The 12,770-nt window shown below is 71.6% G+C and carries 10 protein-coding genes; 2 read left to right on the top strand and 8 right to left on the bottom strand.

The features are described 5' to 3' along the window. Positions 1-254: 254 nt before the first annotated feature. From AB0K37_RS10850 to AB0K37_RS10830, 5 genes are all read right to left on the bottom strand, one after another. Positions 255-2,750, bottom strand: coding sequence for an FtsX-like permease family protein (locus tag AB0K37_RS10850; RefSeq protein WP_363978064.1), 2,496 nt, complete (start codon positions 2,748-2,750; stop codon positions 255-257). Beyond that, complete coding sequence (locus AB0K37_RS10845; protein ID WP_363978049.1) at positions 2,750-3,523, bottom strand: ABC transporter ATP-binding protein; 774 nt, start codon at positions 3,521-3,523, stop codon at positions 2,750-2,752. Before AB0K37_RS10845 ends, AB0K37_RS10850 begins: the two co-directional genes overlap by 1 nt. A gap of 299 nt (positions 3,524-3,822) precedes the next feature. Next, entirely contained in the window at positions 3,823-4,161 is a 339-nt protein-coding gene (locus tag AB0K37_RS10840; protein ID WP_363978046.1) for a chaplin family protein, read from the bottom strand. Between the two features lie 161 nt (positions 4,162-4,322). Then, the gene (locus AB0K37_RS10835; protein WP_363978043.1) at positions 4,323-5,012 is read right to left on the bottom strand and encodes a response regulator transcription factor; all 690 of its coding nucleotides are present in this window, start codon (positions 5,010-5,012) and stop codon (positions 4,323-4,325) included. 73 nt (positions 5,013-5,085) lie between these two features. Next, entirely contained in the window at positions 5,086-6,255 is a 1,170-nt protein-coding gene (locus AB0K37_RS10830) for a sensor histidine kinase (RefSeq protein WP_363978040.1), read from the bottom strand. 110 nt (positions 6,256-6,365) lie between these two features. Between AB0K37_RS10830 and AB0K37_RS10825 the strand changes: the two genes are divergently transcribed. Then, on the top strand, positions 6,366-7,382 hold the full coding sequence (locus AB0K37_RS10825; protein WP_363978037.1) for an SAM-dependent methyltransferase: 1,017 nt from the start codon (positions 6,366-6,368) through the stop codon (positions 7,380-7,382). Between the two features lie 289 nt (positions 7,383-7,671). On the opposite strand, the gene AB0K37_RS10820 is transcribed toward AB0K37_RS10825, so the two are convergent. The 3 genes from AB0K37_RS10820 to AB0K37_RS10810 all read right to left on the bottom strand — a co-directional run bounded on the left by AB0K37_RS10820 (position 7,672) and on the right by AB0K37_RS10810 (position 11,227). Next, on the bottom strand, positions 7,672-8,880 hold the full coding sequence (locus AB0K37_RS10820) for a cytochrome P450 (protein WP_363978034.1): 1,209 nt from the start codon (positions 8,878-8,880) through the stop codon (positions 7,672-7,674). Between the two features lie 440 nt (positions 8,881-9,320). Further along, positions 9,321-10,466: a PH domain-containing protein gene (locus AB0K37_RS10815; protein WP_363978031.1), complete on the bottom strand. Its 1,146-nt coding sequence runs from the start codon at positions 10,464-10,466 to the stop codon at positions 9,321-9,323. A 371-nt stretch (positions 10,467-10,837) separates the two neighbouring features. After that, complete coding sequence (locus AB0K37_RS10810) at positions 10,838-11,227, bottom strand: PH domain-containing protein (protein WP_363978028.1); 390 nt, start codon at positions 11,225-11,227, stop codon at positions 10,838-10,840. Between the two features lie 361 nt (positions 11,228-11,588). Between AB0K37_RS10810 and AB0K37_RS10805 the strand changes: the two genes are divergently transcribed. Beyond that, positions 11,589-12,737 (top strand): NADH-quinone oxidoreductase subunit D, encoded by a 1,149-nt coding sequence (locus tag AB0K37_RS10805; protein ID WP_363978025.1) that lies wholly within the window; start codon positions 11,589-11,591, stop codon positions 12,735-12,737. Positions 12,738-12,770 lie beyond the last annotated feature (33 nt).

Here is a 12,770-nt window from a genome sequence, read left to right as displayed (position 1 = left end):
GACGGCGTCCAGGTCGATTCCGATGCTGCGCAGGGCGTCGGGGTCGAGGTCGTCGCCGCCCGCGCGGTTGAGGCGGACGATCCGGGCCCGCAGGTGGGGCCCGTCCCGTTTCCGGGCGTGCCGGAAGGAGGGGTGACCTGTGGGTCCATCGGTTCGTTCCAGTCCTCAGGTAGGTACCGGACGTGCGCGCACCAGGCTACCCGCGGGACCCGGTCGCGCGCTCCGGTGGGTGACGATCGTCACCCCGCCCCCATTCAGTCATGCGCGAGGGACTCCACGATGGACGTCTTCGCGGCGCGCCGCGCGGGCAGCACGGCCGCGGCGGTCCCGGCCGCGCCCGCGAGGACCACGAACCCGACGACCTGCAGGTAGGGCAGCGAGAAGACCGAGTCGCTCGCCATCGCGTTCGTCGCGGCCCAGCCGAAGCCGACCCCGAGCACGACGCCGGTGGCCGCGCCGATGACGGCCATGACCAGCGCCTCCACCGACAGCATCCGGCGCAGCTGGCGCTTGGTGAGGCCGAGGGCGCGCAGCAGCGCCGACTCGCGGGTGCGCTCCACGACCGACAGGGTCAGCGTGTTGGCGATGCCGAAGAGCGCGATGACGATCGCCAGCCCGAGCAGCCCACCGAAGATCATCAAGACCGTGTCGATGGCCTTGGTCATCGTCTCCTTGAACTCGGCGGACGAGGAGACCTTCGCCGCCGGGTAGGGCCGCGCGGCGGCGTCCACGACCCGGCGCGACTGGGAGGCGGGCACGTCGTCGCGGGTCTTGACGTAGATCCCCGACGGGTCCACGGCGCCGAAGTACCGGGTGAAGTCCCGCTCCGGGACGATGATCCCGTCAAGGCCCGCGCCCGTCGCGTAGACGGCGGTGATCTTCACCGGGACGGCGCCGTTCGCCGTCCGTACCTGCAGCGTCTCCCCCAGCGCCCGGCCGGATGTCTTGGCCGTCTCCTCGTCCACCATCGCCGTCCCCGGCTTCAGGGCGGCGTCCAGCGACCCGCGCTCGATCTCCGGCTTGAGGATCGTGCCGAGCGCCGACGTGGTGATCGTCGAGATGTCGGCCTCGTCGCCGCCGATCCGGGTCTCCTTTCGCCGGGTCTCGACCACGGCGGCGACCTCGGGCCGGGTGCGCAGCGTCTCGGCCAGCGCGTGCGGGAGGGTCCCGTCGAAGCTCTGCGGCCGGATCTGGAACTGGACGGGGAACTGCTCCTCCAGCTTCTGCGCCGCGGTCGCCTTGCCGCTCGCCGCGACCACCGCGAACAGGCTCATCAGCCCGACGCCGACGGTCAGCGCGATCGTCGTGGTCGCGGTGCGGCGGGGCGCGCGCTGCGCGTTCGCCACGGCCAACCGTCCCGGGACGCCGCCGAGCCGCGCCGGGACCGCGCCCGCGACCCGTCCGAGCGGGCGGACGAGCGCCGGCATCGCCGCGATCACACCGAGGAAGAACACGCCGCCGGCGAACGCGACCGCGTACATCGCGGTCTCGCCCTTGTCCATGCCGAGCGAGCCCAGAGCGCCGATGGCCAGCCCCGCGGCGCCCAGCAGGACGGCGAGGACGGTGCGCACCGGGCCGAGCCTGAAGCGTCCGGCGCCCGGCTCCAGGTCGGCGCGCAGCGCGGCGACCGGCGAGACCCGGGTGGCCGCGCGGGCGGGCAGCAGCGCGGACAGGACCGTGACCACGATCCCGACCGCCAGGCCGACCACGACCGTCCGCACCGCCATGGACGGCCCGGCGACGGCCACGCGCTCGTTCAGCCTGCTGACCACGACCAGCGCGCCCTCGCCGAGGCCGACCCCGGCGACGAGGCCGAGCAGGGAGCCGACCAGGCCCACGACGGCCGACTCCACCACCACGCTCCCGAACACCTGCCGGCGGGTCGCGCCGACGCAGCGCAGCAGCGCCATCTCCCGCATCCGCTGGGCGATCAGGATCGAGAACGTGTTGTAGATGACCAGGGCGGACACCAGCATCGCGACCAGCCCGAAGATCAGCAGACCGGTCCTGATGATCTTGGTGTCGGCGCCCGCGGCCTTGGCCAGCCGCGCGCCGAGCTCCTCGCCCGTGAACACGCGGTGGGCGCCACCCGCGGCGGCCCTGACGGCGGCCCCGGACCCGCCCGCGACGTCGAGCTCGCGATAGGTCTTCTCGCCGGTCATCCGCATCGCGGTCGCCGGGTCGAAGCCCACGGCGCCCCGGAAGCTCGCCTCCTGGTCGATGCCGAAGTCGACCAGCCCGACGACCGTGAACCGGTGGGGCCGGTTCCCGTGGTCCAGGACCGTCACCGCGTTCCCGACGGAGTAGCCCTCCCGCTTGGCGAGCTGGGTGTCGAGCACGGCCTCGCCCCCGCCGGACGGGGGACGCCCCTTCTCGACGTCGTAGCGCAGGAGACGTCCGGACGGCACGGACATCCCGACCGTCGGGAAGTCGCCGACCGCCTTGCCGTCCTTCCCCACGAGGGCGGCGTCCCCCTTCACGGCTCCCTGGACGTCCGTGACCCCGGGGAGTGCCTTGATCCGGCCGAGCAGCGCCGGCGGGACGCCCTCGTCGGGATCGTCGCTCTTGGGCAGCACCGCGTAGTCGACCTTGTCGGCCGACCTGGCGAACGTCTTGGAGACGCCCTTGTCCAGCGTGTCCGTCAGGACGAACGTCCCCGAGATGAAGCCGACGCCGAGGGTGATCGCCACCGCCGTGAGCAGCAGCCGCAGCTTGTGGGCGCGCAGGCCCGCCAAAGTCGTGCGCAGCATCACGCGCCCAGGCCCTTCAGCCGGTCCAGGACGGTGTCCGGAGTCGGCTGGAAGATCTCCGAAACGATCTCCCCGTCCCGCAGGAACACCACCCGGTCGGCGTACGAGGCGGCCACCGGGTCGTGGGTGACCATCACGATCGTCTGCCCCATCTCGCGGACCGAGGAGCGCAGGAACCCCAGGACCTCGGCGCCCGCGCGGGAGTCGAGGTTGCCGGTCGGCTCGTCCGCGAAGATCACCTCCGGCCGCGCGACGATCGCGCGGGCGCACGCCACCCGCTGCTGCTGGCCGCCCGACAGCTCGCTCGGCCGGTGCCCGAGTCGCTCCCGCAGGCCCAGGGTGTCGACGACCCGCTCGAACCACGCCCGGTCGGGCTTGCGGCCGGCCAGCTCCATGGGCAGCAGGATGTTCTGCTCGGCGGTGAGCGTCGGCAGCAGGTTGAACGCCTGGAACACGAACCCGACGCGGTCGCGGCGCAGCATGGTCAGCTGCCGGTCGCCCATCCCGGTGATCTCGGCGTCGCCGAGGACGATCCGCCCGCCGGTGACGGTGTCCAGCCCGGCCAGGCAGTGCATCAGCGTCGACTTCCCCGACCCGGACGGCCCCATGATCGCCGTGAACGCGCCTCTGGAGAACCCGACCCCCACCCCGCGGAGCGCGTGGACGGCCGCGTCACCGGACCCGTACACCTTGGACACGCCCTCGGCGCTGACGGCCGGCGGCGCCCCGGCGGCGGGGGATCCCCCGGGCGGCTCGGCGAACGTGCTGGTCACGGTGACTCCTTCGGATCGTGGATGGACGCGCTCCACGCTAGGAACCAGCGCCGTCCCTGCCATCGACCCGGCGGCCACGCTCCGCCTCACTCTCAAGGCCATCCGGCTCGCCCGCGTACGACCTGAGTCGTACACGTCCGTCCCCCCGCCTGCCGACCCCACCAAGAGGCCCTCCAGAGCACACGCCTCGGGCCGCAGGGGGAGCGGGCCGTCCGGCCGGGGCCGGACGTGCGAAGGCGCCGGAGACATCGTCGGTCTCCGGCGCCTCGGCGACGGGCGGCAGTCCCGTCCAGGCCGTGTCAGTGCCCGTAGTTGACGGACGCGCCGCCCTTGCAGTGGGCGCTCGCACCGCCGAGGACGGCGATGGCGTTGCCGCAGACGTCCACAGGCACCGAGATCGGCGCGATCACCTGGGTCCCGTTGAGAACCCCGAAGTTCCCGCTGGTGCTGTTGTGGCTGAACCAGTTCTCGTCGTGGCCCTTGCCATGGTGACCGTGGTGCCCCTTGTCATGGTGGTGGCCCTTGCCGTGGTCATCCCACCCGCCACCGTAGGTTGCGGCGTACGCGGGCGCCGCTGCGAGGGCGGAGCCGGCGATGGCGAAGCCGAGGATGCCGGTGGCGGCAAGCTTCTTGAACACGAGAGTCCTCCCGTACGTTGGGCTTAGTAGTGCCCGAGGTGACATTGCCGACGTCGCCCGCTGAGACGGCGTCGCGTACGGTAGTTACCCGGCTACGGTAAGGAAGATCGAATGCGCGGCCCAGGACGGCGCCAAATGATGATCATGGAATGATCAAGGCCTTACGTAGATGGGCCGCTTTGACCGCTTTTAACCAGACCTGTCTCGTAAGCGAACACGACGGCCTGCACCCGGTCCCGCAGGCCGAGCTTCATCAGGATCCGCCCCATGTGGGTCTTCACCGTGGCCTCCGAGACGTAGAGCCGTCCGGCGATCTCCGCGTTCGACATACCGCGCGCGACGAGCCTCAGCACCTCGTTCTCCCGGTCGGTCAGGCTCTCCAGCGCCCCGACCGCCTTCGCCTCGGCATCCGGCAGATGCACCGCGAACCGGTCCAGCAGACGCTTGGTCGTGCTCGGCGCCACCACCGCGTCCCCCGAGTGCACCGCCTTGATCGCCTCGATGAGCTGCGCCGGCCCCGCGTCCTTCAGCAGGAACCCGCCCGCGCCCGCCTTGATCGCGGCGAACGCGTACTCGTCCAGGTCGAACGTGGTCAGGATGACGACCTTCGGCCCGGACCGCGCCACCACCTGCCGCGTCGCCTCGATCCCGTCCATCCGCGGCATCCGGACGTCCATCAGCACCACGTCCGCCCGCGTGCCCCGCAGCAGATCCAGCGCCTGCAACCCGTCCCCGGCCTCCCCGGCGACCTCGATGTCGGGCTGCGCGTCCAGCACCATCCTGAACCCGGCCCGCACCAGCTCCTGATCGTCCACGAGCACCACCCGGATGGGCGCCGCCACGTCCGTCATGCCACCTCCCTGTCCGCGACTCCCCGCACACCCGGCGAGAGACGCCGCAAGCCCTGGTCACGCCCGCCGCCGGTCACGCGGCGACCTCCTCGCGCACCGGGAGGACCGCCGCCACTTCGAAACCGCCACCGGTGCGCGGGGCGGCGGTGACCGTGCCGCCGTACACGGCGACGCGTTCGCGCATCCCCGCCAGCCCGTGGCCGCGGCCGTCGTCGGGCGCGGCCGCGCCGCGGCCGTCGTCGACCACCCGGATCTCCAGCGCGTCGCCGGAGTAGAGCAACCGCACCGACACGCTCACCCGCGGGCCACCATGCTTGAGCGTGTTGGTCAGCGCCTCCTGGACGATCCGGTAGACGGTGAGCTGGCGCCCCTCCGACATGGCCTCGGGATCACCGTCCACCTCGAACTCCACCGAAAGCCCGGCCGCGCGGACCTGTTCGACCAGCTCGTCCAGTTGCGCCACGCCGGGCTGCGGCGCGTACGCGCCCGCGTCGTCGTTCTCGCGCAGCACGCCGAGGAGCCGCCGCATCTCCGCGAGCGCCAGCCGCCCCGTCGAGGAGATCGTGTCGAGCGCCTGCCGAGCCCGCCCCACGTCGGTGTCGATGGCGTAGGACGCGCCGTCCGCCTGCACCACGATCACGCTGACGTTGTGGGCCACCACATCGTGCAGCTCACGGGCGATACGGGCACGCTCGGCCGCCATCGCCACCTTGACCTCGTTGTCACGCTCGCGCTCCAGCCGCTCGGCCCGCTCCTCCACCGAACGCAGGTACGCCCGGCGCGTCCGCATGTGCAGGCCGAGGACGTACACGCCCGCCACCAGCACCGTCATCATGACGAACGTGAACTTCCGGTCATTGGCGCCGCTCGGGTAGCGGTAGGTGACCATGACCGCCCCCACCTCGCCGATCAAGGCCGCCGCGAGCCCCCAGCGGAACGTGCACCCGGCCGCGACCGTGTAGAGCCCCATCAGGACCGCCACGTTCGCCGGCACCGGAATCTGCCCTAGCACGCACTGGACGCAGGAGACCAGCGCGACGACGGCGAAGACCGTCCGGGGGAACGTCCTGCGCAGCACCAGCGGCGCCGTCAGCGCGACGGTCAGCAGCACGTAGAACCCGGCGCCGATCCCGCTCGGCCCCACCAGCAGCGACGGCACCGAGAAGAACACGACCGGCAGCGCGAAGAAGGCGTCGACGAGCGGCTTCTTGCCCCGCAGCCACTCCCATGCGCTCGCCACCATGCCGACAGCGTACGTACCCGCAGGTCACTCCGGGATCAGCCGCAGGTCGGACCCGCGTCCGCCGCAAGGATGGCCCGTCCGGACCCGCCACCCACGGTAACGTCGCAGGCGTGGAGTCGCTGGTTTCCGGATGGCTGACGTGGCGCACCGCGATGGAGCGGGCCCTCTACGGGGAGGACGGTTTCTACCGGCGCGAACGCCCCGCCGAGCACTTCCGCACCTCGGTGCACGCGTCGCCGCGGTTCGCCGCCGCCATCGCCCGCCTGCTGGTCGAGGTCGACGCCCTGCTCGGCCACCCCGACCGGCTGGACGTGGTCGACATCGGCGCCGGCTCCGGCCGCCTGCTCGGCAACATCCTGGCCTGCGTGCCGCCGGACCTGGACGCCAGGCTCGTCCCGACGGCGGTGGAGCTCGCGCCGCGTCCCGCCGACGTCCCGCCCCGGATCGTCTGGCGCGCCGATCTGCCCGCCCGCATCACCGGCCTCGCCGTCGCGAACGAGTGGCTCGACAACGTGCCGCTGGACGTGGTGGAACGCACCCCCGAGGGCGTCCGGACCGTGCTGGTCGACCCTGTCAGCGGCACCGAGCGGCCGGGGCCGCCGCCGTCCGCCGAAGACACCGGCTGGCTGGAACTGTGGTGGCCGCTCGCCGAACCCGGCGACCGCGCCGAGATCGGGCACCCGCGCTGCGCCGCCTGGGCCTCCGTGATCGGCCGCCTGTCCGCCGGGCTCGCGCTCGCCGTCGACTACTCGCACTCCCGCGAGTCCCGCCCCGTCTACGGGACGCTGACCGGCTACCGCGACGGCGCGACCGTCCCCGCCGTCCCGGACGGATCGTGCGACGTCACCGCCCATGTCGCACTCGACGCCTGCCTGGTCGCCGGCCGCCGTGCCGGCGCGACCTCCAGCCTCCTGACGACCCAGCGCGAGGCCCTCCGCGCCCTGGGCCTCTCGGGAACCCGCCCGCCCCTCGACCTGGCCCACCAAGACCCGCGCGCCTACATGGCCGCCCTCTGCCACGCAGGCGAAGACGCCGAACTGACCGACCCCGCAGGCCTAGGCGGCTTCGGCTGGCTAACCCAAACCATCAACATCCCCATCCCAACCCCCTTGACCCACCTCATCTAGCGCCGGGGCCCAAACCCACCCGCAAAGGGCGCCCCCATCCCGAACCGGCCGCCCCCGAAAGCCATCGACTACCAAACCCCCTGGTCGCCGAACCACACAACCCCGCGACCGCCGCAGTCGACGTCACGCCGCTGGCCAACACTCAGCACCGCCCCCCGCACGAGTCGGCGCCACGCCTCCGACCCTCGGCGAAGAGATGCGGACCACCACCAAGCGCAGCATGTCGATACCGCCACAACTCACACAGCCCGGCTCCCGGGCGGCTTGGGTGTCCGCGTACCTAGATTGGTTAGCGCTCTACGTGTAGGGCGGTCAGGCCTCGTAGGACGTAGCCGGGCTTCCACTCTGGTTCGGTGGTGAGGTGCAGGGCGGGGGCTGCGCGCAGGAGCGCGCCGAATGACTCGGTCAGCTCTATGCGGGCCAGGGGGGCGCCCAGGCAGTAGTGGATGCCGAGGCCGAAGGTGATGTGCGGGTTCGGGTCGCGACCCAGGTCGAGCCGGTTCGGGTCAACGAACACCTCCGGGTCGCGGTTGGCGGATGCGAACTGGAGGGCGACCTCGGCGCCACGCGGAATGTCGACGCCGGCGGCCCGGATGTCCTCCAGCACCCACCGTTCGAACATGGGCGCCGGGGTGTCGTAGCGCAGCAGTTCCTCGACCGCGGTGGGCACGAGCGACGGGTCGGAGCGGAGGCGTTCCAGCTGGCCGGGGTTGCGGAACAGCGTCCACCAGCCGTTGCCCGTCGCGTTCACCGTGGCCTCGTGGCCCGCGTTGAGGAGCAGGACGCAGGTGCCGATCAGCTCGTCCTCGGTGAGCCGGTCGCCCTCGTCCACGACGTGGGCCAGGGCGGTGATGAGGTCGTCACCCGGCTCGCCCCGCCGGGCGCGGGCCAGCTCGCGAAGGTAGTCGGAGAACTCCACGGCCGCGCGGACGGCGGTCCGCTGGACCTCCTCTGGCGGGTTCAGCTCGTACATGCCGCAGATGTCGGCCGACCAGGGGCGCAGCAGGTGCCGGTCCTCGACGGGGACGCCCAGCATCTCGGCGATCACGTTCACCGGCAGCGGTTCGGCGATCTCGGCGAGCAGGTCGCCGCCGCCCCTGTCGGCGAGCCCCGACGCGAGCTCCTCGGCTAGGCGCCGGATCATCGGACGCAGGCCCTCCACCATGCGGGCCGTGAACGCCTTGGACACCAGACGCCGCAACCGCGTGTGGGTGGGCGGCTCCACGTCGAGCATCCCGGCACGGATCAGGTCCCAGAAGGGTTTGAGGAAGTCGGGCTCCGGCTCCTGCCCGAACTCCTCGTGGCTCGCGATGTGCAGGTACGACCGCCCGAGGCGCCGGTCGCGCAGCAGCCCGTCGACGTCCTCGTAGCGGCTGATCACCCACTGGCCGGTGGGCTCGTGGAAGAACACCGGTTGCTCGGCGCGGAGCCGCTCGAACACCGGATACGGGTCCGCCACGAACTCGGCGGACCAGGGGTCGTAGGCCAGGTCGCTCATGACCCGACGATATGTGCCGTTCGCGGTCGACTGGAGCGGAGCCGAGCGACCGAGCACGGGTGACGGCCCTCTTCCGCGTAGCCGCGCCCCCTATGCCGCGGCCCGGTCGGGCGCGGGCGCGGCTCTCCGGCATCGCCTCCATGCCTGAGGCGGGGCAGCGGGCCTTGTGCCTTCGAGAAACTTCTCGGCACCAGCGGATGATGCGGCCGATCGGCGAGCGACGGCCCGGGCGGTTCCAGCCGCTCCGGACGACCTGGATGATCGGGCCGGGGCTGGTGATCAAGCGCCTGCGAAGTCCCATCGGGGCGCCTCCTTCCACGTGATCGCGTTCGCTCACTGGCGGGGTCGGCCCGCCCTCCCCCCTCGGGCGGGCCGACGTGTTCCATCGTCGGAGGACGCCGAGGGGCGCGGAAGGAGAACGCGTTCCTGTGGATAAGTCGTCAGCGGGCCCAGTGGGTGGGGTCGCCGCCACCGGCGCGGCGGGCGGCGAGGGCCCGGCTCGCGGTGGACTCCACGATCGCGCGGGCCTCGCCCAGCTCGCGGTCCGCCGCGGCCACCTGGACCGGCCCCGGAGGCGCGTCCACGTGGACGGTCGCCAGGCCCAGCAGGCGCTGGAAGGGGTTCACGGTCAGCCTGACGCTCTGCGCGCGCGCGTGGGCGATAACGTCCGTGCGGCGGCAGGGCCATCCGTGCCGGGTCACGAAGACCACGTCGTCGGTGCCGGCGCCATCCGCGTGCTCTATCGACACGGTCTTGGACGACGCGGGAACTAGAGCGACCGCGTCCACCTGTGTCCCCGGGAAGACCTGCGACACGAGATGCAGGGCGACATGGCGTGGCGCGACGGGGAGAAGGGTCGACGAGAGGGCTTGGCGCTCGCCCGCGTATCCGGCGACGGTGACTTCGACCCGGGCCCAGCCCAGGCTCCGCCAGATCACCGGTTCGACGATGCTGACCGCCTGGACGCGGCCCGGCGGAAGCGTCTGCATCCGGGTCTCCAGCAGGCCGTAGCGCAGGCGGATCCCGTCCGGCGACATCGCGATCGTGAAGTTGGCGTACATGACCAGAGGTGCGATCACGGCTCGGATGAGGCCGAGGAGGACCGGGATGGTGACGGCCAGGATGCCGCCCTCCGCGTACATCACGAGGAAGATGAGCGACGCGAGGAACAGCAGCACCGTCCCCAGGACGGGCAGCCGCACGATGAGCGACCCCAGCAGAGTGCCGAACGGGACGCGCCACAGGTGCCGTTCGGGCGCTTCCGGAGTGTGGCCCGGAAGCCCGGCCGCGCGGGCGAGGAGTTCGGCACGCAGCTGTTGCGCCGACTGCCGACCCAGGTAGCGGAGGGCGATTTCGCTCTGCTCGCCCCCTGCCAGCTCCACGCGCACTTCAGAAAGCGCGAACACCCGCGTCACCAGCGGGCGCACGACGTCGATGGCCTGGATCCGCGAAAGCGGGATGCGGCGCGCGTTCTTCCGGAGGATGCCGGTTTCGACGACGAGGTCGTCGTTGTCGACACGGAACCGCAGTGCAAGCCAGGTCCACAGCCCGGTTCCTACTGCGATCAGTCCCATGGGGATGCTCACGAGGATGAACCTCAGGATCACCTCCGGCGTGATCGCCAAGGTGATGCCACTGCTGGTCTGGGTCAGCAGGAGAGGGAAGCCGAGTAGGACGAAGTAGATGATGAGGAAGACGAACGCGCGAAGCGGGGCCGTCGCCCAGTGGAGCCTGTGCGTGCCCTCCGAGAAGCGGATCGGCGGGCGTTGCGGCTGCGGCGGTCCGTACGCGTACGGCGGACGGGGCGGGCTGAATCCAGGACGGGGCGGCGGGTACGGCGGCCCCGCAGGGCGACCGTAGGGGCCTGGGGGTCCAGGAGGGCCGGGCGGGCCTGGTTGTCCAGGCGGGCCAGGCGGGCCGGATCGTCCAGGCGGGCCATATGGGCCGTAGGGGCCGCTCATAGGCCCATGCCCCGCTCCTCGCCCTTCTGCGCGAGACGGTCACGCAGGAGCGCGGCCTCCGCAGTGGGCAGTCCGGGAATCGTCGCGTCCGTAGCCGCGGCGGCGGTGTGCATCCGGACGGTGGCGACACCCATCCACCGCTCCAGAAGCCCCGCCGTGACGTCCACGAACTGCATCCGCCCGTACGGGACCACGATGAGCCGCCGGACGAGGACGCCATGGGTCACGATGAGGTCGTCGCCACGCTCGGCATAGCCGTAAGCCCTGCGATCCAGCTCCGCGACCACCCAGGTGAGGATGACCCCGAGGACGACGGCGACGACCCACATGGACGCCGCGACCACGGTGCCGTTCCTCCACACGATGAAAGCGCCTACGCCGCCCACGGGGATCGCCCACAGGACCGCGGTGAGAAGCCTGTGCCAGGCATGGCGTTTGGAGATGGGCGACCAGCGAAGGCCGGCACCAGGCGCGAAGGCCTGGTCCGCCTGGTAGACGGGCGGCCCCTGATGCGGCCCCTGCTGCGGCGGGTATGGTGCCCCTGTCTGACCCTGACCAGGGGGCTGACCGCCGTGGCCCGGACCGGGCGGCACGGGCGGACGCACCGCGCCCTGCTGTCCAGGATGCGCGGCGGGATCGAACGGCGGTTCGCCGTGGCTCGCGTTCATTGCCCCCTAGTCAACCGGATAACGACTACCGCTCGCCATGGGACCATGAAGCAGTGATCGGAGTGGCGGAGGCGCGACCATGACCACCGAACGGATCGTCGGGATCGGTGCGGGCGCCAAGGAGCTCGCCACCGAGGACATGACCCTGAACATCGGCCCCCAGCACCCGTCCACGCACGGCGTGCTCCGGCTGAAGCTCACCTTGGACGGCGAACGCATCTCGGCGGCCGAGCCCATCGTGGGCTACATGCACCGGGGAGCGGAGAAGCTGTTCGAGGTCCGCGACTTCCGGCAGATCATCGTCCTGGCGAACCGGCACGACTGGCTGTCGGCGTTCTCCAGCGAACTCGGCGTCGTTCTCGCCGTCGAACGCATGCTCGGCATGGAGGTCCCCCTACGCGCGGTGTGGGCGAGGACGCTGCTGGCAGAGCTGAACCGGATCCTCAACCACCTGATGTTCCTCGGCTCCTACCCGCTGGAAGTGGGCGCCATCACCCCGATCTTCTACGCGTTCCGCGAGCGCGAGGTCCTGCAACGCGTCATGGAGGAGATCTCCGGTGGACGCATGCACTACATGTTCAACCGTGTCGGCGGGCTGAAGGACGAGCTGCCCGCCGGTTGGACGGCGCGCGCGCGGGCGGCGGTCTCCGAGGTGCGCGCCCGCATGGGCGACATCGACGACCTCATCATGGGCAACGAAATCTTCCGGGCCCGTACCAGGGGCGTCGGCGTCCTCACGCAGGAGCAGATCCTGCAGTACGGGGTGTCCGGGCCCATCGCGCGCGCGTCCGGCGTGGACTTCGACCTGCGCCGGGACGAGCCCTACCTCGCCTACGGCGAACTGGACGTCCGCGTGGTCACCCGGTCGGAGGGCGACTGCCTGGCCCGCTTCGAATGCCTGCTCGACCAGGTGCACGCGTCCCTCGACCTTGCGGACGCCTGCCTCGACCGCCTCGCCGAGCTCCCGCCCGGCCCCATCAACCAGCGGCTGCCGAAGGTTCTGAAGGTCCCGGAGGGGCACACCTACGCCTGGACGGAGAATCCGCTGGGCATCAACGGCTACTACCTGGTGTCGCGGGGCGAGAAGACACCGTGGCGGATGAAACTGCGGTCCGCGTCGTTCAACAACATCCAGGTGCTCGCGGAGCTGCTGCCCGGCAACCTGGTCGCCGACATGATCGCCATTCTGGGCTCGATGTTCTTCGTCGTCGGCGACATCGACAAGTAGCGCCAAGCCCGCAAGTCGCCCGGCACCGCAAGC

It is taken from the genome of Actinomadura sp. NPDC049753 (assembly GCF_040674655.1).
In the GTDB taxonomy this organism is placed as follows: Bacteria; Actinomycetota; Actinomycetes; order Streptosporangiales; family Streptosporangiaceae; genus Spirillospora; species Spirillospora verrucosospora.
The sequence above is the reverse complement of the archived record's forward strand: the minus strand, read 5'-3'. Positions and strand labels throughout refer to the sequence as shown.